21 protein-coding genes and 1 pseudogene are annotated in these 24,219 nt (G+C 72.5%); 17 read left to right on the top strand and 5 right to left on the bottom strand.

The window, feature by feature from the left end:
• The first annotated feature begins 8 nt into the window (after positions 1 to 8).
• The 3 genes from SAVERM_RS09500 (at position 9) to fusA (ending at position 6,003) form a co-directional block, all read left to right on the top strand.
• On the top strand, positions 9 to 1,367 hold the full coding sequence (locus tag SAVERM_RS09500) for a GH1 family beta-glucosidase (RefSeq protein WP_010983240.1): 1,359 nt from the start codon (positions 9 to 11) through the stop codon (positions 1,365 to 1,367).
• A gap of 204 nt (positions 1,368 to 1,571) precedes the next feature.
• Positions 1,572 to 3,461: a discoidin domain-containing protein gene (locus SAVERM_RS09495; RefSeq protein ID WP_010983239.1), complete on the top strand. Its 1,890-nt coding sequence runs from the start codon at positions 1,572 to 1,574 to the stop codon at positions 3,459 to 3,461.
• Positions 3,462 to 3,912: 451 nt separating this feature from the next.
• On the top strand, positions 3,913 to 6,003 hold the full coding sequence (gene fusA, locus SAVERM_RS09490) for an elongation factor G (RefSeq protein ID WP_010983238.1): 2,091 nt from the start codon (positions 3,913 to 3,915) through the stop codon (positions 6,001 to 6,003).
• Positions 6,004 to 6,139: 136 nt separating this feature from the next.
• Here the strand turns inward: fusA and SAVERM_RS09485 are convergent, their stop codons facing one another.
• On the bottom strand, positions 6,140 to 6,862 hold the full coding sequence (locus SAVERM_RS09485; protein WP_010983237.1) for a CDP-alcohol phosphatidyltransferase family protein: 723 nt from the start codon (positions 6,860 to 6,862) through the stop codon (positions 6,140 to 6,142).
• Between the two features lie 108 nt (positions 6,863 to 6,970).
• Between SAVERM_RS09485 and SAVERM_RS09480 the strand changes: the two genes are divergently transcribed.
• From SAVERM_RS09480 to SAVERM_RS38845, 5 genes and pseudogenes are all read left to right on the top strand, one after another.
• Positions 6,971 to 7,951 carry a zinc-dependent alcohol dehydrogenase gene (locus SAVERM_RS09480; RefSeq protein WP_010983236.1) on the top strand — a complete coding sequence of 327 codons (981 nt, stop codon included), beginning with the start codon at positions 6,971 to 6,973 and terminating at the stop codon, positions 7,949 to 7,951.
• Positions 7,952 to 8,125: 174 nt separating this feature from the next.
• Positions 8,126 to 8,524: a 6-pyruvoyl trahydropterin synthase family protein gene (locus tag SAVERM_RS09475; protein ID WP_010983235.1), complete on the top strand. Its 399-nt coding sequence runs from the start codon at positions 8,126 to 8,128 to the stop codon at positions 8,522 to 8,524.
• A gap of 35 nt (positions 8,525 to 8,559) precedes the next feature.
• Positions 8,560 to 9,759: a glycosyltransferase family 4 protein gene (locus SAVERM_RS09470; protein ID WP_037647561.1), complete on the top strand. Its 1,200-nt coding sequence runs from the start codon at positions 8,560 to 8,562 to the stop codon at positions 9,757 to 9,759.
• A complete protein-coding gene (locus SAVERM_RS09465) occupies positions 9,756 to 10,712 on the top strand; it encodes a class I SAM-dependent methyltransferase (RefSeq protein WP_010983233.1) in 957 nt (318 codons plus the stop codon). Before SAVERM_RS09470 ends, SAVERM_RS09465 begins: the two co-directional genes overlap by 4 nt.
• Positions 10,709 to 11,695 (top strand): annotated as a pseudogene (locus SAVERM_RS38845) (lysylphosphatidylglycerol synthase transmembrane domain-containing protein); the annotation flags it as partial. The gene SAVERM_RS09465 and the pseudogene SAVERM_RS38845, both read left to right, overlap by 4 nt.
• Before the next feature lie 344 nt (positions 11,696 to 12,039).
• Here the strand turns inward: SAVERM_RS38845 and SAVERM_RS39890 are convergent.
• Entirely contained in the window at positions 12,040 to 12,840 is an 801-nt protein-coding gene (locus tag SAVERM_RS39890; protein WP_010983231.1) for a creatininase family protein, read from the bottom strand.
• A gap of 37 nt (positions 12,841 to 12,877) precedes the next feature.
• Here SAVERM_RS39890 and ribA point away from each other — a divergent pair, with 37 nt between their 5' ends.
• The 8 genes from ribA to SAVERM_RS09415 all read left to right on the top strand — a co-directional run bounded on the left by ribA (position 12,878) and on the right by SAVERM_RS09415 (position 20,363).
• Positions 12,878 to 13,570: a GTP cyclohydrolase II gene (gene ribA / locus SAVERM_RS09450; protein ID WP_010983230.1), complete on the top strand. Its 693-nt coding sequence runs from the start codon at positions 12,878 to 12,880 to the stop codon at positions 13,568 to 13,570.
• 244 nt (positions 13,571 to 13,814) lie between these two features.
• A complete protein-coding gene (locus SAVERM_RS09445) occupies positions 13,815 to 14,795 on the top strand; it encodes an ornithine cyclodeaminase family protein (protein WP_010983229.1) in 981 nt (326 codons plus the stop codon).
• Positions 14,792 to 15,937 carry an NAD(P)/FAD-dependent oxidoreductase gene (locus SAVERM_RS09440; RefSeq protein WP_010983228.1) on the top strand — a complete coding sequence of 382 codons (1,146 nt, stop codon included), beginning with the start codon at positions 14,792 to 14,794 and terminating at the stop codon, positions 15,935 to 15,937. The genes SAVERM_RS09445 and SAVERM_RS09440 overlap by 4 nt, the downstream gene beginning before the upstream one ends.
• Positions 15,934 to 17,043 carry a saccharopine dehydrogenase gene (locus tag SAVERM_RS09435; RefSeq protein ID WP_010983227.1) on the top strand — a complete coding sequence of 370 codons (1,110 nt, stop codon included), beginning with the start codon at positions 15,934 to 15,936 and terminating at the stop codon, positions 17,041 to 17,043. Before SAVERM_RS09440 ends, SAVERM_RS09435 begins: the two co-directional genes overlap by 4 nt.
• Positions 17,036 to 18,190, top strand: coding sequence for a saccharopine dehydrogenase family protein (locus SAVERM_RS09430; RefSeq protein WP_010983226.1), 1,155 nt, complete (start codon positions 17,036 to 17,038; stop codon positions 18,188 to 18,190). Before SAVERM_RS09435 ends, SAVERM_RS09430 begins: the two co-directional genes overlap by 8 nt.
• A gap of 124 nt (positions 18,191 to 18,314) precedes the next feature.
• Positions 18,315 to 19,049, top strand: a complete 735-nt coding sequence (locus SAVERM_RS09425) for a MerR family transcriptional regulator (RefSeq protein ID WP_010983225.1) — start codon at positions 18,315 to 18,317, stop codon at positions 19,047 to 19,049.
• Positions 19,046 to 19,897: a hypothetical protein gene (locus SAVERM_RS09420; RefSeq protein ID WP_010983224.1), complete on the top strand. Its 852-nt coding sequence runs from the start codon at positions 19,046 to 19,048 to the stop codon at positions 19,895 to 19,897. Before SAVERM_RS09425 ends, SAVERM_RS09420 begins: the two co-directional genes overlap by 4 nt.
• A gap of 40 nt (positions 19,898 to 19,937) precedes the next feature.
• The gene (locus SAVERM_RS09415) at positions 19,938 to 20,363 is read left to right on the top strand and encodes an ester cyclase (RefSeq protein ID WP_010983223.1); all 426 of its coding nucleotides are present in this window, start codon (positions 19,938 to 19,940) and stop codon (positions 20,361 to 20,363) included.
• Between the two features lie 8 nt (positions 20,364 to 20,371).
• Here the strand turns inward: SAVERM_RS09415 and SAVERM_RS09410 are convergent, their stop codons facing one another.
• From SAVERM_RS09410 to SAVERM_RS09400, 3 genes are read right to left on the bottom strand one after another with little or no spacing between them, the layout of a single operon-like run.
• Positions 20,372 to 21,598, bottom strand: coding sequence for a serine hydrolase domain-containing protein (locus SAVERM_RS09410; RefSeq protein ID WP_010983222.1), 1,227 nt, complete (start codon positions 21,596 to 21,598; stop codon positions 20,372 to 20,374).
• Positions 21,599 to 21,657: 59 nt separating this feature from the next.
• Positions 21,658 to 23,031: an MFS transporter gene (locus SAVERM_RS09405; RefSeq protein ID WP_010983221.1), complete on the bottom strand. Its 1,374-nt coding sequence runs from the start codon at positions 23,029 to 23,031 to the stop codon at positions 21,658 to 21,660.
• Positions 23,028 to 23,606, bottom strand: a complete 579-nt coding sequence (locus SAVERM_RS09400; RefSeq protein ID WP_037647403.1) for a TetR/AcrR family transcriptional regulator — start codon at positions 23,604 to 23,606, stop codon at positions 23,028 to 23,030. Before SAVERM_RS09400 ends, SAVERM_RS09405 begins: the two co-directional genes overlap by 4 nt.
• A gap of 74 nt (positions 23,607 to 23,680) precedes the next feature.
• Here SAVERM_RS09400 and SAVERM_RS09395 point away from each other — a divergent pair, with 74 nt between their 5' ends.
• A complete protein-coding gene (locus SAVERM_RS09395; RefSeq protein ID WP_010983219.1) occupies positions 23,681 to 24,118 on the top strand; it encodes a TIGR03618 family F420-dependent PPOX class oxidoreductase in 438 nt (145 codons plus the stop codon).
• The last annotated feature ends 101 nt before the right edge of the window (positions 24,119 to 24,219 follow it).

Genomic DNA, 24,219 nt, shown 5'->3' with positions numbered 1-24,219 from the left:
GGAATCCTGTGACCATCGACCTCGCCGCACTCCCGCACGACTTCCTGTGGGGTACGGCCACAGCGGCGTACCAGATCGAGGGAGCCGTCGCCGAGGACGGCCGCTCGCCGTCGATCTGGGACACCTTCTCGCACACCCCCGGCAAGATCGACAACAACGACCACGGCGACGTCGCCTGCGACCACTACCACCGCTGGCGCGAGGACATCGGGCTGATGAAGCAACTCGGCACCAACGCCTACCGGCTCTCCGTCGCCTGGCCGCGGGTGATCCCGGGCGGCGACGGGCCGGTGAACGCCAAGGGCCTCGCCTTCTACGACGAGTTGGTCGACGGTCTGCTGGAAGCGGGCATCACCCCGTCCGTCACCCTCTACCACTGGGACCTGCCCCAGGTCCTCCAGGACCGCGGCGGCTGGCCCGAACGGGCGACCGCCGAGCACTTCGCCGCGTACGCAGCGGTCGTCGCCGAACGCCTGGGCGACCGCGTCACCCACTGGGCCACCCTCAACGAACCTCTCTGCTCCGCCTGGATCGGCCACCTCGAAGGCAAGATGGCCCCCGGCCTCACCGACCTGACCGCCGCGATCCGGGCCTCGTACCACCTGCTCCTCGGGCACGGCCTGGCCGCCCAGGCGATCCGCGCCGCGGCCCCGGCCGCCGAGGTCGGCATCGTCAACAACCTCTCCACCATCCATGCCGCCAGCGACCGCCCCGAGGACGTCGCGGCGGCGCGCCGCATGGACGGCCACGTCAACCGCTGGTGGCTGGACCCGGTCCACGGCCGCGGCTTCCCGGCCGACATGCGCGAGGTGTACGGCGTCGAACTGCCCGAGCAGCCGGGAGACCTGGCGACGATCGCCGCGCCGCTCGACTGGCTGGGCCTGAACTACTACTTCCCGGCCACCGTCGCCGACGACCCCACCGGACCGGCTCCGCGTGTCCGCTCGGTCCGCCGGCTCGGCGTCCCGCGCACCGGCATGGACTGGGAGATCGACGCCACCGGCATCGAGACCCTGCTGCTGCGCCTCACCCACGAGTACGGGCCCCGCAAGCTGTACGTCACCGAGAACGGCTCCGCCTTCCCCGACGTGGTACGCCCCGACGGCACCGTCGACGACCCCGAACGCCAGGACTACCTCGTACGCCACCTGGCCGCGTGCGCCTCCGCGGCCCGCAAGGGCGCGCCGCTGGCCGGCTACTTCGCGTGGTCGCTGCTCGACAACTTCGAGTGGGCGTACGGCTACGACAAGCGCTTCGGCCTGGTCCACGTCGACTACCGCACCCAGGTCCGGACGATCAAGGGAACCGGCCATCGCTACGCGGACATCGTCCGCACCCACCGGGGCCGGGCGCGCCGGGCCGCCTGACGCGCGGCCCCGCGGTGGGCGCGGGCGCGGGAGCCCGCGCCCACCGGCGTACGAGGGCACACGGGCACATCACGCACGGGCACATCAGCACGCAGGCACATCAGCTCGCAGACACATCACACAGGGACATCACTACAAGCACGTCAGCACACCGGCACAGCACAGCACGGCACGGGCACCCCACACCTCGCCGAGGAGAGCCGTATGCCATCCCGTACCCCCCGCACGCTGCTGACCGCCCTCGCCACCGTCGCGTCGGTGGCGCTGCTGTCCACGGGCCCGGCGCTCGCCGCGCCCGTACCGCAAGCCACCGCCACCGCCGCCGCGGCCTGGGACGCCGACCGGGCGGCCGCCGCCTACGCCGCGAACCCGGCCGCGGTCACCGCCTCCGGCAGCGAGAACGGCGGCACCGCGCCCGGCCTCGCCTTCGACGGCAACGCCTCGACGCGCTGGTCCAGCAATTTCGCCGACGACGCGTGGATCCGCCTCGACCTCGGCACCACCCTCCGCATCGACAGAGTCGTCCTCGACTGGGAGACCGCGTACGGCAAGAGATACGTCCTGGAGGTGTCGAAGAACGGCACCGACTGGGCCCCCTTCTACACCGAGACCGCCGGCACCGGAGGTTCCGTCACCGCGCACACCTACCCACAGGAGGTGACGGGCCGCTACGTCCGGATGCGCGGCGTCGAACGCGCCACGCCCTACGGCTACTCCCTCTACTCCTTCAAGGTCTACGGCGGTGAACCCGCCCCCGCGTCGACGACCCGCACCAACCTCGCCCTCAACCACCCGGCCTACTCCAACTTCTACCAGCACGCCGGCAATTCACCCGCCTTCGTCACCGACGGCGGATGGCCCGCCAACTTCAAGGACGACGCGAGCAGATGGTCCAGCGACTGGAACGCCGACCGCTGGGTCTCGGTGGACCTGGGCGCGACCTCGCGGATCGACACCGTCGACCTGTACTGGGAGGCGGCCTACGCCGTCGACTACCAGATCCAGGTCTCGGACGACAACCGCACCTGGCGTACGGTCCACCAGCCGACCGCCGCCGAGATCGCCGCCCGCCGCGCGGACGTCAAGTCACCCGGCGACGCGACGGGCCGGCACGACACGGTGACGCTGTCGCAGCCCGCCACCGGCCGCTATGTACGGATGCTCGGCAAGGAGCGCCGCTCCTTCTACAACCCCGCACCCGCCACGGCCCAATTCGGCTACTCCCTCTACGAGTTCCAGGTCTGGGGCACCGGCGGCAGCGCCTCCGCGGCCTATCCCGCACTCCCGGGCGAGCAGTCGGGCACGTACCAGACCGCGTTCTTCGACGACTTCACCACGGCCGCCCTCGACCGCTCCAAGTGGCGTGTCGTGCGCACCGGCACCGAGATGGGCTCGGTCAACGGCGAGTCGCAGGCGTACGTGGACTCCACCGACAACGTCCGCACCGAGAACGGGAACCTGGTCCTGCGGGCCAAGTACTGCAAGGGCTGCACCCGGGCGGGAGGCGGCACCTACGACTTCACCTCCGGACGCGTCGACACCAACACCAGGTTCGACTTCACGTACGGAAGGGTCAGCGCCCGTATGAAACTGCCGGTCGGCGACGGCTTCTGGCCCGCGTTCTGGCTGCTGGGCAGCAACGTGGACGATCCGTCCGTGTCCTGGCCCGCCTCCGGTGAGACCGACATCATGGAGAACATCGGCTACTCGGACTGGACGAGCTCCGCCCTGCACGGCCCCGGCTACTCGGCGGACGGCAACATAGGCGCCCGCCAGACATACCCGGGGGGCGGCACGGCCGACCACTGGCACACCTACGCGGTGGAGTGGACGCCGACCACGATGCGCTTCACGGTCGACGACCGTCTCGTGCAGGAGACGACCCGCAACAAGCTCGAATCGACCCGCGGACAGTGGGTCTACGACCACAACCAGTACGTCATCCTCAACCTCGCCCTCGGCGGCGCGTACCCGGCGGGCTGGAACCAGGTCACCAGCCCCTACTGGGGCCTGCCGCAGACCAGCGTCGACAAGGTCGCGGCCGGGGGAGTGCAGGCGGAGGTGGACTGGGTGCGCGTCGAGCAGAAGAAGTGAACGACGAGGGTCACATGTGCTCCTGACGCGACGTCAGGCGTGGGACCGGGAGTCGTCACGCCGAGCGCGCGCCACTGACGTGGAGAAAAACCCGGTGCCCCGCGCACGCCGGGTTCCCTACACTCGCCACGAACCGCGCGCCGCCGACAACACGTCGCGGCGTGCGCCATGACGAGTGAGGGGAGCCCGGCCGTGCGGTACCGCATCGCTGTCGTCGTTCCCCGGTCGCAGTACGAGGTGATCCTCGTGTCTTCGTCCGCCCGGTGCCGGCTGCGCGGCCGCCACCGGATGTCCGTGACGAACACCTGACCTCGCCGGGCCCCTCGCACGCGACAACTCCTGTGTGCCGGCCGCCCGTCGGCGAGCCGAGCAGGCCCGTGTCGCCCGGAAATCGCGCTGCCCCGTTCTGGATCACCTGGTCGTTCCCGACCGTCCCGAAAGGCCATGCGCCGTGCGTACCGACTCGCACCGTCACCCCAACAGCCCCCTGACCGCCGTCCGTAACCTGGGCATCCTCGCCCACGTCGACGCGGGGAAGACCACCGTCACCGAGCGGATCCTCTATCTCACCGGCGCCACCCACAAACGCGGCGAGGTCCATGACGGCACGACCGTCACCGACTTCGATCCCCAGGAACGCGACCGCGGGATCACCATCTTCGCGGCGGCGGTGAGCTGCGACTGGGACGGCCACCGGATCAATCTGATCGACACCCCCGGGCATGTCGACTTCTCCGACGAGGTGGAGCGCTCCCTGCGCGTACTCGACGGCGCGATCGCGGTGTTCGACGCCGTCGCGGGCGTCGAGCCGCAGAGCGAGTCCGTATGGCGGCAGGCCGATCGCCACGGGGTGCCCCGGATCGCCTTCGTCAACAAGCTGGACCGCGCCGGTGCGGACCTCGACACGGCGGTCGAGTCGATCCGGCAGCGGCTGCATCCGGCCCCGCTCGTCGTCCAGTTGCCGATCGGCACCCAGGACGGGTTCAGGGGAGTGGTGGATCTGGTGCGCATGAGGTCGCTGCTCTGGGCCGACGGGCGGGACACCGTCGAGGAGGGGCCGGTGCCGGACGCCCTGCGGGACGAAGCGGACCGGCGCCGACGGCAGCTGGAGGAAGCGGTGGCGGAACTCCATCCCGTCGCGCTGGAGGAGTTCTGCGCGCAGGCGACGGTCTCCGCACAGACCCTCACCCGCGCGCTGCGCGACCTGACCCGTACCGGGGACGGCGTGGTCGTGCTCTGCGGCTCCGCCTACCGCAATCGCGGCATCGAACCGCTGCTGGCTGCCGCCGTGGCCTACCTGCCCTCGCCGCTGGACGTACCGGCCGTACGCGGCACCGAGGACGGCGCGGTGCGGGAACGGGCCGCCGACCCGGCGGCGCCGTTCGCGGCCCTGGTGTTCAAGGTGACCGCGACCGCGACAGGGCGGCTGACGTATCTGCGTGTGTACTCGGGAACGATCGGGAAAGGAGAGACCGTGCTGGACACCGGCGCGCGGCGCAGCGAGCGGATCGGCCGGATTCTGCGTGTCCAGGCCGACCGTCACACGGAGCTGGACCGGGCGGTCGCCGGGGACATCGTGGCCGTCGTCGGGCCGAAGACCGCCCGCGCCGGGTCGACCCTGTGCGCACCCGCGGCTCCCTTGGTCCTCGAACCGCCGACCGTCGCCGATCCCGTCGTCTCCGTCGCGGTCGAGGCGCGCAGCAGCACCGACACCGACCGCTTGGCCTCGGCGCTGGCGCGCCTGGCCGAGGAGGATCCCTCGCTGGTGGTGCGGACCGACCCCGAGACCGGCCAGACCGTGCTGTCGGGCATGGGCGAGCTGCATCTGGAGGTGGCGGTGGAGAAGATCCGGCGCGACCGGGGAACGGCCGTCAATGTCGGCCGGCCGAGGGTCGCCTACCGGGAGACGGTCGCCCGCGGCGTGTCCGGGCTCGTGTACCGCCATGTCAAACAGGACGGCGGCGCCGGCCAGTTCGCCCATGTCGTCCTCGACGTGGAGCCGCTGGAGTCCGCCGCCGACGGCGGCCACGGGGGCTTCGAGTTCCGCTCGGCCGTCGTCGGCGGGCGGGTGCCGCAGGAGTACGTCCGGGCGGTGGCGGCCGGCTGCCGGGACGCCCTGGCCGAGGGCCCGCTCGGCGGTCACCCGGTGACCGGGCTGAGAGTCGTCCTGACCGATGGAGCGACCCATCCGAAGGACTCCTCCGAGATGGCGTTCCGGACGGCGGGCCGGTTCGCGCTCCGGGAGGCACTGCGCGCCAGCGCGATGCTCCTTCTGGAACCGGTGGCGGAAGTGACGGTCACCGCGCCCGACGACGCCGTGGGCGCGGTACTCGGTGACCTGGCGGCGCGGCGCGGCCGGGTCTCGGACTCGACGACGCGAGCGGGCGCGTCGGTGATCACGGCCACCGTGCCGCTGGCCGAGCTGTTCGGCTACGCGACCCGGCTGCGCGGCCGCACCCGGGGCCGGGGAACCTTCACCACCCGGCCCGCCGGCTACGCCCCGGCACTGAGCACGGCGTCCCGGCGGACACCGGTCCGCTAGCCATGACGACGGCTCCGCCCGCAACCGGGCGGGGCCGTCCCGACCGTCGTGAACGCCGTGGTCCGCGGTATGCGCCCGGCGGAAAACCCGAGAGGGCCGCGGGCGCCGATCCTCGGGCCGGGCCGCCGTCCCCGGGTCACGCCGTACGGGCGTTCGTCCGCCAAAGCCACCCGATGTCCCGCCCGAACGACCACACCAGCGACCCCAGAGCCAGCGCCACCGCCCCGAGTGTCACCGCCTGCGGGAGAATCCCGGCCCCCGCCACCAGCAGCACGACCCCTTGCAGCGCCGCCACCGTCTTGCGCGCCGTGCTCGGCGGCAACTCCCCGTTCAGCCACGGCATCGCCCGCGCCGCCGCCACGAACACGTACCGCATCGCCCCGATCAGCAGGACCCAGGGACCCAGCGACATCGACACGTACACGCTCAGCACCAGGATCAGGAACGCGTCGACCTCCATGTCGAACCGTGCCCCCAGCGCCGACGACGTGCCCGTGTGCCGGGCCACCTTGCCGTCCACGCCGTCGAGGATCAGGGCCACCGCCGTCAGCCCGACGAAGAGCGTGATCGGGGGCGAGCTCTCGAAGGAGTCCGCGACCAGGGCCGTGACGCCGCCGACCAGCGTCGCGCGTCCCAGCGTCACCCGGTTGGCCAGGCCGAACGACCGCAGACGCGAGCGGAGCACGGCGCGGGTCAGGACCGCCCAGGTGGCGAGCGCGAACGCCAGGCCCGTCAGCCAGCCCGCCGGGCCCATCCCGATCGCCGAGCCCAACAAGGCCAGCAACAGGATCTGCACGCCCGCTCCCACGGTCGTCTCCTGCTGCAAAAGCCTCGCGTCGTATGTGTGGTTCAGGGCCACCGCTCACCCTCCGGCCAAGTGACAGATTGGATCAAGGCCGCGTACCTTGTGCGCGGCTTCGCATAGCTGCGTACGTGGCGGGCCGCCCGATCGTTCAGGAGGACGCATATGGAACTCACAGGACGCGCCTTCTGGCTGCGCTCGCCCGGACACGGCGAGCTGCGGGACGTGGAGCTGCACAAGCCCGCCGACGGCGAGGTGCTCGTGCGCGCGCTCTACTCGGGCGTCAGCCGCGGCACGGAGACCCTCGTCTTTCGCGGTGGCGTACCCGAGAGCCAACAGGCCGCCATGCGAGCGCCCTTCCAGGAAGGCGATTTCCCGGCGCCGGTGAAGTACGGCTACCTGAGTGTCGGAACGGTCGAGTACGGGCCGCGGGAGCTCGTCGGGCGGACCGTCTTCTGCCTCTATCCGCATCAGAGCCGGTACGTCGTCCCCGCCTCCGCGGTCACTGTCATCCCGGATGCCGTACCCGCCGCCCGGGCCGTCCTCGCCGGCACCGTCGAGACCGCCGTCAACGCGCTGTGGGACGCCGCGCCCCTCGTCGGCGACCGCATCGCCGTGGTCGGCGGCGGCATGGTCGGCTGTTCCGTCGCCGCGCTCCTCGCCCGCTTTCCCGGCGTCCGCGTCCAGCTCGTCGACGCCGACCCGGCGCGCGCCGACATCGCCCGCGCGCTCGGCGTCGGCTTCGCCCTGCCCGAGGACGCCCTCGGCGAGTGCGACCTGGTGGTGCACGCCAGCGCCACCGAGGCGGGGCTCACCCGGTCCCTCGAACTCCTCGCCCCGGAGGGGACCGTCCTCGAAATGAGCTGGTACGGCGACCGGCGCGTCAGCCTGCCGCTCGGCGAGGCCTTCCACTCCCGGCGGCTCGTCGTGCGCAGCAGCCAGGTCGGCACCGTGTCGCCGTCCGGGCGCCCCGGACGCACGTACGCCGACCGGCTCGCGCTCGCCCTCGAACTGCTCGCCGAACCCGCGTTCGACGCGCTCGTCACCGGCGAGTGCGCCTTCGAAGAACTCCCCGACGTGCTGCCACGGCTTGCCAGTGGTGAGCTTGCGGGGTTGTGCCACCGAGTTCTGTACGACGCCGGCTGACCCCCACGCGAGCTGCCCGTCCCCGGAGCGAAGCCGCATCGGATCCGCACAAGGATTCATGAGGAACCTTCGAAACAAGGAGAACGAGCAGATGAACAAGGCGTACGGGTCAGCCGTACTACACGGCATGCCCCGGCAGGGGAGTCAGACGCACCGCACCTGGAGGGTCGTCCGTTGTTCAGCATCACCGTCCGCGATCACATCATGATCGCCCACAGCTTCCGCGGCGAGGTCTTCGGACCCGCGCAGCGTCTGCACGGAGCGACGTTCCTCGTGGACGCCACCTTCCGCCGCGCCGAGCTGGACGACGACAACATCGTCGTCGACATCGGACTGGCCACACAGGAGCTGGGAGGTGTGGTGAGCGAGCTGAACTACCGGAACCTCGACAACGAGCCCGACTTCGCCCACACCAACACCTCGACGGAGTTCCTCGCCAAGGTCATCGCCGACCGGCTCGCCGAGCGCGTGCACAAGGGAGCGCTGGGCGAGGGCGCCCGCGGCCTGGCGGGCATCTCGGTCACGCTGCACGAGTCGCACATCGCCTGGGCGAGTTACGAGCGTGCTCTGTGACTGACACGACCGTCGAGCGGACATCGACGAACACCATGAACACCGCCCGCGAGACGGCCGCGAAGGTCGTCGACCAGGCAGCCCTGAACTACGTGCCCGTGCAGCACGCGGCTCTCAAGAACGCCGAGATCATCCCCATGTCCCTGCGCACCGCCCACTTCGTGATGCCCGGCGGCGTCGACGACCCGGCCATGCCGAGCGGCGGCAACGCCTACGACCGCCGGATCTGCCTCGACCTGCCCGGCTTCGGCTGGCAGGTCCACAAGCACTTGGTCGACGGCAGCTGGCCCCGGCCCGGCGCGGACGCCCGCGCCGAACTCGCCCGTACGCTGCGGGAACTGCCCGACGGCACGGTCGTCCTGCTCGACGGACTCGTCGCCTGCCCAGTGCCCGAGATCGTCGTGCCCGAGGCCGAACGGCTGCGTCTGGCCGTACTGGTGCACCTTCCCCTGGGTGACGAGACCGGGCTCGACCCCGCCGTCGCCGCCGAACTCGACCGGCTGGAGCGCACGACCCTGCGTGCCGTGTCCGCGGTCGTCGCCACCAGCGACTGGGCGGTCCGCCGGCTCGTCTCCCACCACGGGCTCGCCCCCGACCGCGTCCATGCCGCCGCCCCCGGCGCCGACATCGCCCCCCTCGCCTCCGGCACCGACGGCGTCTCCCGGCTGCTGTGCGTCGCCGCGGTGACGCTGCGCAAGGGACAGCACCGGCTGATCGAGGCCCTCGCGACCGTCACCGACCTGCCCTGGACCTGCTCGTTCGTCGGCGGGCTCGGACAGGACCCCGAGTACGTCGCACGGCTCCGCGCCCTGATCGACCAGCACGGCCTCGGTGACCGGCTGCACCTCGCGGGACCCCAGGCGGGCGCCGAACTCGACGCGAGCTACGCCGCCGCCGACCTCATGGTCCTCGCCTCGTACGCCGAGACATACGGCATGGCCGTCACCGAAGCCCTGGCCCGCGGCATCCCCGTCCTCGCCACCGACGTCGGCGGGGTTCCCGAAGCGGTCGGGCGCGCGCCCGACGGCGGGGTGCCCGGCATCCTCGTACCGCCGGAGGATCCGGCGGCGCTCGCCGCGGAACTGCGCGGCTGGTTCGGCGAGGCCGATGTACGGCGCCGGCTGAAGGCGGCCGCGCGCGGGCGGCGGGCCGCGCTGGACGGCTGGGCGACGACCGCCCGCAGCCTGGCGGGCGTACTGTCCCGGCTGCCCGACACGTCCCGGAGGGCGGCATGAGCATGAGCACCACCCCGACAGGGTCCCCCGGAAGTACGGCCACGGGAGCGGCTGACACCGACCCGGCCTCCGGGCCCGCCCCGCTGCCGGCGATTCCGGCGCCCGCGGGCGCCGACCCCGAGGTGCCGCGCTACGCCCCCCAGTGGCTCCAACTGCGCGAGCCCGCCGACGCCGCCGCGCGGGCCCACGACCTGCTCGACCCGCTGCGGATCCGGCTGGCGAACCGGCCGGGGCGGCCGAGGGACCTGGTCGTGCACGACCTCGGCTGCGGCACCGGCTCCATGGGGCGCTGGCTGGCACCCCGGCTCGACGGCGCCCAGCACTGGGTCCTGCACGACCGCGACCCGTATCTGCTGCACTTCGCCACCGTGGGCGCGCCCCGGGCGGCCGCCGACGGCAGCCGCGTCACGGTGACCACCCAGCGCGGCGACATCGGGCGGCTCACCCCGGACGCCCTCGCCGGTGCCTCGCTGGTGACCGCCTCCGCGCTCCTCGACGTCCTCACCCCCGACGAGATCGACACGCTCGCCGAGGCCTGCGTCGGCGCGGGCTGCCCGGCGCTGCTGACGCTCTCCGTCGTCGGACGGGTGGAACTGACCCCGGCCGACCCGATGGACGCGGAGATCGGCGAGGCCTTCAACACCCACCAGCGGCGGGGCGACCTCCTCGGACCCGACGCGATCAACGCGGCCTGCGAGGCCTTCGGGCGGCTGGGCGCGACCGTACGGGTGAACCCGAGCGCCTGGCGACTCGGCGCCCAGGAAAGTGAACTGGCGGCGGAGTGGCTGCGCGGCTGGGTCGGGGCGGCCGTCGAGCAGCGACCGGAGCTGGCGGAGCGTGCGGATACGTATCTGCAGCGCCGTCTGGCCGCCTGCGCCGCGGGCGAACTGCGGGTGGTCGTGCACCACATGGACCTGCTGGCACTGCCGAGGCCGGCGGGCGGGGCGTCATGACGGCGCCGGCGGATGCGGGGCCGCTGATGACCGACGCCGCGCAGCTCACCACGGTGCGGCCGCCGGAACCCGCACGACCGAAGGACGGCGCGACCTCCGTGACCGTGTCGCCCGTCGCGTCGCCCCGCACCTCGCGAGCCACCCGGCTGCGTGCCCGGTTCGCATCGCGGGCGGTCCGTAAGCACTTCGGGACCGTCGCCGGCACCGTCATCCTCGGCGTGCTCCTGTGGCGCCTCGGCACCGGTGTCTTCCTCGACGGGCTGCGCCGGATCGACGCCCCGACCCTGCTGATCGGGCTCGGCATCGGCCTGCTGACCACCGTGTTCAGCGCCTGGCGCTGGTGCCTCGTCGCCCGGGGACTGGGCATCCGGCTGCCGCTCGGCCCCGCCGTCGCCGATTACTACCGTGCCCTGTTCCTCAACGCGGCGCTGCCCGGCGGTGTCGTCGGCGACGTCCATCGCGCGGTACGGCACGGGCAGAGCACCGGTGACCTCGGCCGCGGCGTCCGCGCGGTGATCTTCGAACGGACCGCCGGCCAGATCGCCCTGGTGGCGATCGGCGTACCGGTCCTGCTCACGCAGCCGTCACCGGTGCTGGCCCAGAGCCGCCATCTGGCCGAGCTGCTGGGGCTCGCCGCACTCGGTTCGCTCGCCATCGTGGCGGCCATCCGGATGGGCCGCGCGCCCCGCCCGTCCCGTCGGGGCCGGGCCCTGCGCGCCGCGCTCACCGAGGCGCGGAGCGCACTGCTCGACCGGCGCAACTGGCCCGGCGTCCTGCTGTCGTCGTGCGTCGTGCTCGCCGGACACCTCGCGATGTTCCTGGTCGCCGCGCGGGTCGCCGGATCCGCCGCGTCCGTCGCCCGGTTGCTGCCCATCGCGCTGCTGGCCCTGATCGCCATGGGACTGCCGCTGAACATCGGCGGCTGGGGTCCCAGGGAGGGCGTCACCGCCTGGGCCTTCGGCGCGGCCGGGCTCGGCGCGAGCACGGGGCTGACCGTCGCCGTCGTGTACGGCGTCCTCAGCTTCGTCGCGAGCCTGCCCGGCATCTGCGTACTCGTCGTCCGCTGGTACGCCGCCCTGAAGCACCGGCGGCACGAGAGCCCGGCCACCGCCGAACGGCCGGACGAAGCGGTGGACGTGGCGGACGAAGCGGTGGACGCGGCGCACGCCGAAGGCGAAACGGCGGCGCCCACCGGACGGCCGCGGCACCTTGTGCCCGACGCCGGCTCGACCCCGGAGCGCACCCCCCACGCGCTCCGTGCCCCCGCACCGCACGCCTCCTACCCCCGCTCACCCCCGTCACGGCCGGAGGTGCTCCTGACACGGCGTCACGAACGGTGCCGGTCCGCCGCCGCCGTTCCGGGGGTCACGGTGGCCGATTCCGAGGTGACCAAGGAGAAATACGGTTCGAAGGAATCGACGAGCCCCGCCAGCAGTTGCTTCCCCTTCTCCGCGGAAGCGAGCGAGGGGCGCCCGATGACGCCCGACTCCGTATAGGCCGACATACCGAGGGTGAGCAGATGCCGCCGATCGTCGACGAGGAAATCGGTGGTCTCGTATCCGGGCCGGACCAATTCCGGATGGGTGTGCAAGAGAATGGAGGTCTCAATTTCCCCGGCGTGCATATCACTGAGCAGCGAGGTCTGTACACCCGCCCGTTCCCTGGCCGCATCCCAGTCCTCCGGGGCCGGGAAAAGCGCCATACGGGTACCGCTGCCGGCGGATTCCTGAACTACATTGCCCAGTACGTAATTTCCGCCGTGCGCGTTGACCAGAACCAGGGTCTCGACCCCCGAACGGCGGAGCGAGTCCGCGATGTCCCGGACCACCGCGTGGAGCGTGACGGAGGAGATGCTGACGGTTCCCGGCCAGGCCGCGTGCTCGTGCGAGCAGGAGATCGTCACCGGAGGAAGGAGATGGACCGGATACGCGGCGGCGACTTCCCGCGCGATGGCACAGGCGACCAGCGTGTCGGTGGCCAGCGGAAGGAACGCACCGTGCTGTTCGAAGCTGCCGACAGGAAGCACGGCGACCTGCCGGACGGCCCCGGACCCGCGTTCCCGGACATCCTCCGTGGTGTCCTGCGGCAACAGACCGGATACCGTCGACTGCGATCCTGAACTACTCATGTTTCACGGCCTTTCGACTCTGCTTAGGAACCAGATCATGACAGAAAACTTTGGCGTACTCGGCGGGACTGCGCATCTCTCAGGTGTCGAACGAGTCGTGAATGCCCCCCTGCCCACCGTGTACGGCGATTTCCATGCCGTCGGTTACCTCGACCACGATCGCGGAGAGGAGCAAGTGGCCCTGGTGTACGGCGAGATCGGTGACATCGGGGGCCTCGGCGGTGTGCGTGGCGCCGGGGAGGAGGGGGTGCTCACCCGGCTCCATTCGGAATGCCTGACAGGGGACGCCTTCGGGTCCAGGCACTGCGAGTGCGGCCCCCAACTCACCACCGCCCTGCGGGAGATCGTCGCCGCGGGGCGCGGCATCCTCGTCTACCTCCGCGGCCACGAGGGCCGGGGGATCGGCCTGCTCGCCAAGCTGCGCGCGATGAAGCTCCAGGCGGAGGGGCTGGACACCGTGGAGGCGAACCTCGCCCTCGGCCTCCCGGTGGACGCCCGTGACTACGGGGTGGCGGCGAAGATCCTGCACGACCTCGGGGTGAGGTCCGTACGCCTGCTCTCCAACAACCCGCGCAAACTGGAGTCGCTGCTCCAGCACGGCATCAACGTCGTCGAACAGGTTCCGCTGCTGATACCGCCGTGCGAGGAGAACATCACCTATCTGCGCACCAAGCGGGAGCGGCTCGACCACATCCTGCCGCACCTGGACGCCGTGGCCCGCTCCTCCTGAGCCGGCCCGCTCCACGCGACGGCCGCGCGGCCGGCCGGCCGGTCCCACCCCGGCGCCGGCCGCCGGCGGCGATGCCTTCCGCGGCCACTTCCGCGGCGACGAGGCCGGCCGTCCCGTGTCCCGGGGCGGCTTTCGGGTTTCGCCGTCGTCCGTGGCGAGAAGGTCTCGCACGGTGGCCGTGGTGTGCGGCACCCGGACGCGCCGGGCGTGGTACGCCGGCCGGGACAGCGGATAGGAGCAAGGTATGACCGACGACGACGTCCTCTACCTCTCCTCGCGCCGCGTGACGGAACTGCTGGACACCGACGCGGCGATCGCCTCGCAGCGCGCCGCGTTCACCGCGCTCGGCGACGGCACCGCCGAGCTCCCCGGCAAGATCATGTACCCCAGCCGGTTCGACGACAGTGTCGTCTTCGCGTACGTCTCGCGGCTGTCCGCGGACACCGGGACCGTCGCCAAGTTCGGCAGCGTCAATCCCGGGAACCCGGCCGCAGGTCTGGCCAGCGTCCACGCGGTGATCAACGCGCTCGACCCGGTGACCGGCCGGCTCGTGGCCGTCATGGACGGTACGGCGGTCACCACACTGCGGACCGCCGCCGCGAGCGCCGTCGCCTTCGACGCGCTGGCCACCGCCGACGCCTCCGAGCTGGGCCTTCTCGGCTCCGGCACCCAGGCACTCGCCCATGCGCGGGCCGTCGCCCGGGTGCGGGACCTCAGGTCCGTACGCGTCTGGAGCCCGAACCCCGGCCGCCGCGAGCAGGCGGCCCAGCGGCTCGCCGCCGAACTCGGTGTCGCCGCCAAGGGTGTCGACACCGCCGAGGAAGCCGTGGCCCAAGTGCCCATGGTCGCCGCCTGCACACTGAGCAGGACGCCGGTCGTACGCGGCGAGTGGCTCGCGCCGGGGTGCACGGTGGTGAGCGTGGGTTCCTTCGAGCCGACCCGCAGCGAGGTCGACGCCGAGGTGCTGCGGCGGGCCGCGGCGGTGGTCGTCGACGATCCGGGGACCGCGGCCGACCACGCGGGACCGGTGGTGGACGCGCTGCGGGAGCGGCGGCTCGCCCCGGACGACCTGATCCCGCTCGGCGCCGTGGTCACCGGCCGGCACACCGCGCGGACGAGCCCCGGCGACATCGTCTTCTACAACAGCGTCGGACTCGGCATCCAGGACGCGGCGGCGGCCTGGGCCGTGATCGCCGCGGCCCGCGGACCACGGGAGCACCCATGAACACACACGCCGACGTGGTCGTCATCGGCGGCGGGGTGATGGGCACGAGCATCGCCTACCACCTGGCCCGCGCGGGCGTACGCGACGTCGTCCTGGTGGAGCGCGACGAACTCGCCTCCGGTTCGACCTCGCGGGCCGCGGGCGGCGTACGGGCGCAGTTCTCCGACGAGCTCAACATCCGGCTCGGCGCCCGGAGCCTGGAGGCGTTCGGCCGGTTTGGGGAGGAACCGGGGCAGGACATCGGGCTGCACCGGGTCGGCTATCTGTTCCTGCTGTCCACTCCGGAGGAGGTCGCCGCGTTCGAGACGGGGGTCCGGCTCCAGAACTCCCTGGGTGTGCCGAGCCGCATGCTCGAACCGGCCGAGGCGCGCCGCCTCTCGCCGCTCATCACCACCGACGGGCTGCTGGCCGCCGCCTTCTCACCGGACGACGGGCACTGCACGCCCGAGTCGGTGGTCCACGGCTACGCGGCCGCCGCCCGCCGCCACGGCGCGAAGGTGCTGCGGCATTGCGAGGTCACCGGCATCGAGACCCGCGGCGACGACATCACGGCCGTACTCACCCGGCGCGGACGCATCGGGACCGGCACGGTGATCTGCGCGGCCGGCGCCTGGTCGAAGGCCGTCGGCGCCATGGTCGGGGTGGACCTGCCGGTGCGGCCGCTGCGCCGCCAGATCGCCGTCACGGAGCCGGTCACCGGTCTGCCGCCCGGGCTGCCCATGACCATCGACTTCACCAGCAGCCTCTACTTCCACACCGAAGGCCCGGGTCTCCTCGTCGGCATGTCCGACCCCGACGAGACCACCGGCTTCTCGACCGAGACCCACGACCGCTGGATCCCCCGGCTGTGCGAGGCGATGGAACGCCGCGCGCCCCCCCTGCTCGACCTGCGCCGCACCGGCGGCTGGGCGGGCCTGTACGAGATCACACCGGACCACAACGCGCTGATCGGCGAGGCGGGTTCCTGCTCCCGTTTCCTGTACGCGACCGGCTTCTCCGGGCATGGCTTCCTCCAGGGACCCGCGGTCGGCGAGGTGATCCGTGATCTGTACCTCGACCGCGTACCGTTCGTCGACATCAGCCCCCTGAGCGTCGAGCGGTTCGCCGCCGACGCGCCGCGTCCGGAGGTCAACCGCGTATGACCCAGCTCCACTTGTGGCTGCGCCACGAGTCCCGTACGACCGAGCGGCGCACGCCCGTCGTACCGTCCGACGCCCGACGGCTCGTCGAGAGCGGGGTGCGGCTGACCGTGGAGGACTCACCGCAGCGGATCTTTCCGACCGAGGCGTACGAGGCGGTGGGCTGCGAGATCGCCGAGGCGGGCTCATGGGTGTCGGCGCCACCGGACGCCGTGATCGTCGGCCTCAAGGAACTCCCGGACGAGCCCGCCGAACTGGTTCACCGGCATGTCTTCTTCGGGCACGCGTACAAGCGGCAGCCCGGAGCCGAGGCGCTGCTGCGCAGGTTCGCGGCCGGCGGCGGGGCCCTGTTCGACCTCGAGTACCTGGTGGACGACGACGGACGCCGGCTGGCCGCGTTCGGCTACTGGGCCGGATACCTGGGGGCGGCGCTCGCCGTGCTCCACCACCGGGGCGGCCTCGGCACCCCGCTGCGGCCGACGTCGAAGGAGGAGCTGGAGGCGGAACTCCGCTCCTCCGAGGGTGAGTTGACGGCGCTGGTCATCGGGGCCCTGGGCCGCAGCGGCCGGGGCGCCCGCGTGGCCCTCGGCGAGGCCGGCGTCGAACCCACCTGCTGGGACCTGGCCGAGACGCGCGATCTCGACCGACCGGTTCTCCTGGAGCACGAGTTGCTGGTCAACACCGTGCTCACCACCCGGCCGATCCCGCCGTTCCTCACGGACAAGGACCTGGACGAGCCGGGCCGTCGGCTGCGGACGCTCGCGGACGTCACCGTCGACGTCGGATCGCCCCTGAACGTCCTGCCGGTCTACGACACGACCACCGACTGGGCGCACCCCGTCCGCCGCCTCCGCGAGGCGCCGCCGCTCGACCTCATCGCGATCGACAACCTGCCGTCCCTGCTGCCCCGGGAGGCGAGCACGGACTTCTCGGCGGCACTGCTGCCGTCGCTGCTCGACTTCGGCACCGCTGAATCCCGGGGACGGTCCGGCGGACCCGGGGTACGGTCCGGCGGACCGTGGGGACGGTGCCTGGACCGCTTCCACGAGGCCTGCCGTGAACTCGGCATCGAACTCGGCACCGACGACACGGAGGTCCGCGATGTCTGACCCGGTTCCCGCGAGCGGTACCGTCCACTGGATCGGCGCGGGCCTGTCCACGGGCAGCGGCCTCGCGGCCGTGTGCGTCGCCGCCGACCGCGTACGGCTGTGGCATCGCACCGAGGAGCGCGCGGCACAGGCTCTCGACCACCTGGGGCTCGCCGGGCGCGCCGAGCCCCGCGCGTACACGCTCCCCGCGCTGGCGGCCGAGCTCGCACCCGGAGACGTGGTGGTCTCCATGCTGCCCGCCCCGGAACACGCCCCGCTGCTCGCCCTCTGCGTCCAGGGCCGGGCTCACTTCGCCTGCTCCAGCTATGTGTCGGACGCGGTGCTCGACCAGGTCCCGGCGGCCGCCGCGGCAGGCGTCGTCGTGCTCACCGAGGCCGGGCTCGACCCCGGCATCGACCACCTGTTCGCCCACAGTCTGATCGCACGGGCCCAGGAGGCGATCGGATCCGAAACGGCGGCGGAGGTGAGTCTGACGTCGTACTGCGGCGGCGTCCCGGCGGTCCCCAACGACTTCAAGTACCGCTTCAGCTGGGCACCCGCGGGAGTGCTCAACGCCCTGCGCTCACCCGCGCGTTACCTCGACCACGGGGCCGAGACGACGACGGACCGGCCGTGGGAGGCGACGCGGCCCCATGTCGTCGACGGCGAGACCTTCGAGGTCTACCCCAACCGGGACAGTGTTCCCTTCATCGGCCAGTACGGCCTGCCGGCCGCCTGGAAACCGCAGACGTTCGTCCGCGGCACCCTCCGGCTCGACGGCTGGCTGCGGGCCTGGGGCGCGGTCTTCGAGGAACTGAAAGCGGGTGACGACGAGCGCATCGCGGCGCTCGCGGCGGAGCTGGCCACGACGTACCCGACGACGGAGGAGGACCGCGACCGCGTGGTTCTCGCCGTGTCCCTGGAGGTGCGGAGCGGCACGGGGGCGACCTGGTCGGGCCGCTACCTGCTGGACCTCGAAGGCACCCCGGAGGAGAGCGCGATGGCCCGCTGCGTCTCCCGCACACTGGGGCTGGGGGTGCGCCACGTACTCGACGGCGACCTGCCGGCCGGCTTGAACCGCGCGGCGGAGACGGCGCAGCGGTCGGAGGAGTGGCTGGGGGAGCTGCGGCGGGAGGGGATCGACTTCGCGCTTCGGACCGATGGGTGAAGGCGGTGGGGGCGGCGCGTCGCCGCCCCCACCGCAGGAACCGCGCGGCGCCGTCGCCGAGCCGGCGCCGCGGCGCCGCGCACACGCTTGACCTTGACGCGGCGGCAAGGTTTCTACTGAAGTCATGCGGATCGGAGAGATCGCCGCGCTCGTCGGGGTCACGACCCGGGCGATCCGGCACTACCACCATGTCGGGCTGCTCCCGGAACCGGAGCGGCGCCCCAACGGATACCGGGCCTACAGCGTCCGCGACGCCGTCCTGCTGGCCCGCGTACGCCGGCTGACCGAGCTCGGGCTCAGCCTCGACGAGGTGCGGGACGTCCTCGCGGACGACGCGGGGCGCGACCTGGCCGACGTACTGGAGGAACTGGACGCCGACCTCGCCCGGCAGGAGGCCGAGATCGGGGAGCGCCGGCGGCGGCTCGCGGTGCTGCTGGCCGCCGAGCCGCGGGACACCGAACCCCTGTCCCCCGCGCTCGCCGCGCTCCTCGCAAAGACGCCGCACCCGGCCTCGCCCGCCGCCGCGAAGGACCGCGAGCACCTGACGCTGCTCGACGCCGCGGGCTCCGGCGGCCAGGAACTGTACGCCGCGCTCGGACCGTTGGCGGCCGACCCGGCGCTGCTCGCGCTCTACGAACGCCTCGACGCACTCGCCGAAGCCCCGACGGACGATCCGCGGATCCCGGCGCTGGCAGCCGAGCTGGTGGCGGCCGTCCCCGACGAGGTGTTCGCCGCGATCTCCGCCGAGGGACAGGTCGTGGCCGGGTTCCAGGAGGCGCTGCTCGCGGAGTACGCCCCCGCGCAGGCGGAAGTCGTACGCAGGGTCATGGAGGCTTTCATGCGCAGGAGCCGGGGATGAGCGGGACCGGGGAGGTACGCGGGATGCGGGCGGCGCGGATCGCGGCCGGCGCCGTCATACCGGGGGAGCTCGCGTTGGCGGTGTGCCTGGCGGCCGGGGTACGGCCGCCGGTGTGGGCGACTGCGGCCGCCGAGGCCGTGGCGCTCGCGGTGCTCATGCTGGAGGCATGGGTGCTGCGCTCGCTGTACGCGAGCCGGCGCGCCCAGGGCCTCGAGCCACCGGCCGCCCTGCGGGCCGCTGTCCGTGCCGTCGTCCCCGCACGGGTACGCCGGCTACTGGTGCACGAGCTGCGTGCCGCCGCCTCCCTCGGCCGGTGGGCCGCGCGCCGGAAGCACGGTGTTCGCCCCGGGGACCATGTCGCCGGGTACACCGGACCGCAGACGGCGATGATGTACGGACTGATCTTCGTCTCGGTGATCGAGACGGTCGCGCTGGCGGTCCTGATCCCGTGGCCCGTCGTCCACCGGGTGCTGCTCGTCCTCGACGTGTACGGGGTCCTCATGATGCTGGGCCTGCACGCCGCCTGCGTCACCCGGCCGCACGTGGCGCGCCCCGACGGCTCCCTGCGGATCCGCTATGGGGCCCTCTTCGACCTCGCCGTCCCGGCGGACGCGGTCGCCTCGGTCCGGGTCGACCGCTGCTACCCGCAAGGCAGGCTCGTGACGCTGTCCGAGAAGGGGGTGCTCGATCTGATCGTGGCCGGTCAGACCACGGTGACCCTGGAACTGACCCGCCCTCTGGTCTTCACCCGCCCGCTCGGCGGCAGAGGGGAAGCACGGACCATCCGCTTCCACGCCGACGACCCGCGCGCGCTGGTCGGCGCCCTGCGCCGGCCCGCGCTCACCTGAATTCCCCCCATTGCACTGAGAACCGAGAAAAGGACACCTGATGGCCACCGCCACCGAGAAGAACGCAGCCTTGCTGCGCACCGCTTATCAGAGGCTGCAGAGCGGCGACCTCGACGCGTGCGTCGAGCTGCTGACGGAGAACTTCATCGCCAACGTCCCCGGGACACCCGACCCGCTGCACGGGCGGGAGATCTGGCGGCTGGGCGCTCAGGCCATGCTCGAAGGCTTCCCTGACCTCCAGGTCGACGTCGAGGACATGTTCAGCGTCCACGACAAGGTGGCGGTACGCGTCCACTTCCGCGGCACCCACCAGGGCACCTTCCAGGGCGTGGCCGCGACGCACCGGCCGGTCGGCTTCCGCAGCATCGAGCTCTACCGCATCGAGGGCGACAGGATCGCGGAGGAATGGGTGGCCCCGGACCTGATGAGCCTCATGCAGCAGATCTCGCCGCCGTCCGGTCCCTGACCTCGCTGTCAGCCCGCCAGGGACTCGTGGATGAGGCGTTTCAGCTCCGGGTAGACCCGGTGCGAGCCCGTCGGGCGTACCTGGGTGAGGAACTGGACCGTCATGTCGTTGTGCGGGTCGACCCAGAACGTGGTGGTGGCCACCCCGTTCCAGCCGTACGAGCCGAGGGCGGACGGGGAGCGGGTCACACCGGGGTCGACGACGACGGAGACGCCGAGGCCGAAGCCGAGACCGGCGCTGCCGGGCTCCTGGTGGACCGTGGTGCCGAACGCACGGCGGTCGGCGCCACCGGGGAGCTGGTTGGCGGTCATCATGGCGACGGTCCTGGGGGCGAGCAGCCGGACGCCGTCGAGTTCGCCGCGACGGCGCAGGAACTCCATGAACCGGTGGTAGTCGTACGCCGTGGCCACCAGGCCGCCGCTGCCCGAGAGGAAGCGCGGCCGGCCGTGCAGCGGCAGGCCGGGGACCGGAGCGATACCGCCGTCCTCCGTCTCGCCGTACAGCTCGGCGAGACGGGACGCCTGCTCCGGCGTCACGCAGAAGCCGGCGTCCGTCATGCCGAGGGGAGTCAGGACGCGGTCGGCGAAGAAGTCGTCCAGGGGCCGGCCCGACACCACTTCGATGAGCCGGCCTAGGACATTGGTGGCCACGGAGTAGTTCCACCGGGTCCCCGGCTCGAACTGGAGCGGCAGGCCCGCGTACACCTCGCACGCCTCGGCCAGGTCCGCGCCCGGTGGCACCGACGACTCGATGCCCGCCTCCCGGTAGCGGGCGTCGACGGGATGGCAGTGGTAGAAGCCGAAGGTCAGGCCCGCCGTGTGGGTCAGCAGATGGCGGATCAGGATCGGCTGCCCGGCGGGGCGGGTGCGGATGTCGGGTCCCGCGCCGTCGACGTACACCCGCGGCTCGGCGAACGACGGGAGGAACTCGGCGACGGGCGTGTCGAGTCCGAACCGTCCCTCCTCCATGAGGATCAGCGCGGCGACCGAGGTGACCGGCTTCGTCATCGAGTACATCCGCCACAACGTGTCGGTCTCCACCGGGAGTTCGGCCGCGCGGTCCCGGTGGCCGTACGTCGTGAGGTGGGCGACGCGCCCGTGCCGGGAGACGGACACGAGAAAGCCGGGCAGCCGGCCGTCGTCGACCTCGTGTGCGAAGTGCTGGTCGAGGCGGGCCAGCGCCTTCGGGTCGAGCCCGACCTCGCCCGGCTCGGCCTCCTGCCGCAGGTGTCCCATGTTCTCCTCCGGTCTCTCCCGCGGCCGTCCCGGGCCGCGGTCCCAGACGTCATGCTCTCTCACGAGGCCGTGAGTGATTCCTCGGGGGCTCCGCTCCGGCTGCCGGAGCGGCCCGGCAGCGCGAGAGCCGGCAGTGCGCCCGCCGCGGCCAGCGCGGCCAGCACCGTCAGCGTCGGAGCCAGGCCCACGCGCGTGTACGTCATCAGCGTGGTCGCCGCCGCTACCCCCAGCGTCGGCCCCACGTTCATCGCGGTCTGCTGGAGGCCGCCCGCCACGCCGGCCGCGCCCGCCGCCACCTGCCGTACGACGACCGCCGTGGCGGCCACCATCACCGTGCCGAAACCCGCGCCGAGCAGCAGGAATCCGGTTCCGATCGACAGCGCCCCCGACCCTTCGCCGAGCCGGGACAGCACGAGGACGCCGAGGGCGAGGAGCGTCATCGCGCAGGCGGTCGTCCGACGGGGGCCGTAGCGGCGCATGAGGACGGCGGAGGCGGGTGCCGCCAGCACCATCATCACCGGTCCCGGCAGGGCCCGAAGGGCGGTCTCCAGCGGAGTCAGGCCGAGAACGTCCTGAAGGAAGTAGCTGCTCACGAACAGGGTGCCGAGCATCGACGCCGAGGCGGCCACCAGGATGCCCAGCGCCGCACCGACGGCCGCCGAACCGAGCACGTCGGGCGGCAGCAGCGGGCTCGGCGTGCGCCGTTCGTGGTGGACGAAGACGGTACCGGCGACGGCCGCCGCGATCAGCCCGAGCGTGGACACCGTCGTCCAGCCGCCGTCCGGAATCCCGACCAGGGTGTGCACGAGGCACGCCAGGGCCACCGCGAGGAGACAGGCGCCGGGCAGGTCGAGCCGCCGCCCGGAGGGGGGCGTCCGCTCCGGCCCCCGGACGGCCAGGGCGAGACCGCCCATGGCCAGCGCGGGCACGACATTGACGAAGAAGACGGACCGCCAGCCGAACGGGGTGACCAGCGCCCCGCCCACCAGCGGACCGGCGGCGGCCGCCACCCCGATGGCGCTCGTCCGCAGCGCGATCGGCATCCCCAGCCGGTCGGGCGGATACGCGGCCCGCAGCATCCCGAGGGTCGCCGGCTGGAGCAGCGCGCCGAACACCCCCTGAACCACGCGCAGTCCGATCACCCAGCCGATGCCCGCCGCCATCCCGATCCCGGCCGAGGCCGCGCCGAAACCCAGCATGCCCACGGCGAAGACGCGTTGATGCCCGTACCGGTCGCCGACGCGGCCCGCGAACACCAACAGGCTCGCCACCGCGATGAGATACCCGGTGCTCGTCCACTGCACCTCGGCGACCGAGGCGTGCAGATCCCGCCCCAGCGTGGGCTGCGCGACGGTCAGCACGGTCCCGTCCAGGGCGACGATCACCGCGCCGACGACACTGCTTGTCAGAGTGAGACCCCGGTGCGCGCTCACTGGTCCTCCGGCCCGAGGTGCGCGTCCAGGGCCGTACCCAGCAGGGGTGCGAAGTCGACCGCGCCGGTGGCGAGTTGAAGGCTGCCCCAGCCCCACAGCTGGGCGATCCCGTGCAGGTTCGCCCACAGGGAGCCGGCGACGGCGCGGGCGTCCGCCCCGGGACGGGCCCTTGCGACCAGGTCCACCAGCACACCGAAGAGCGGCAGGCTGGTGTCGCGCAGCCCCAGACGGTTGCTCTCCAGCAGGTCGTGACGGAACATCAGCTCGTACATGCCCCGGTTGTCCAGCGCGAAGTCCAGGTAGACCCGTCCCAGGGACGCCAGTTGTGCGCGCGGGCTCGCCCCGCCGTCGCCGACCGCCGCCGTCGCCCGCTCCGCCAGCTCCGCGAAGCCGCGCCGCGCGATGGCGGAGAGCAGCGCCAGGTGGGTGGGGAAGTAGCGGCGCGGGGCCCCGTGCGAGACCCCCGCCCGACGGGCGATCTCCCGCAGGGACAGCGCGTTCGCGCCCTCCTTGGCCACCAGGTCGACGCCCGCCTCGATCAGCCGAGCCCGCAGCCCGGTCCCCTCATCGCTCATAGACACTGTCTACCAGAGACTCGTAGACAGTGTCTACGCGGAATGCGTGCCGGGACCGGCGGGTTGACCCAGACATGACTCAGGACGCGACGCAGGACGCACTGCTGAAGCTGCTCTCCGACCATCTCGCCGGAGTGCTGGTCACCCTCAAGCGCGACGGACGGCCCCAGTTGTCGAACGTCGCCCACGCGTACTACCCCGACGAGCGGACGCTGCGGGTGTCGGTCACGGACGACCGCGCCAAGACCCGCAATCTGCGCCGGGACCCGAGGGCGTCGTACCACGTGACGGGGCCCGACCGGAGGGCGTACACGGTCGTCGAGGGCGTGGCCGAACTGTCGCCGGTCGCGCGGGACCCGCACGACGAGACCGTCGAGGAACTGATCCGGCTCTACCGTGACGTGCTGGGCGAGCACCCCGACTGGGACGACTTCCGGGCCGCGATGGTCCGCGACCGCCGGCTCGTGCTGCGCCTGCGGGTGGAGCGGGCGTACGGGATTCCGCGGGGTTGAGCCGCCATCGCGCCGCCTTCCGTGCGGTTCCTCGCCGCGCGGACGTACGCGTCCCAGCCGTGCGAAGTCCGAGCCTCCGGACGTCTGACGGACGCCGGAGA

The sequence above is a fragment of the Streptomyces avermitilis MA-4680 = NBRC 14893 genome (assembly GCF_000009765.2).
Lineage (GTDB): Bacteria > Actinomycetota > Actinomycetes > Streptomycetales > Streptomycetaceae > Streptomyces > Streptomyces avermitilis.
This window is presented reverse-complemented; position numbering and strand designations above follow the sequence as displayed.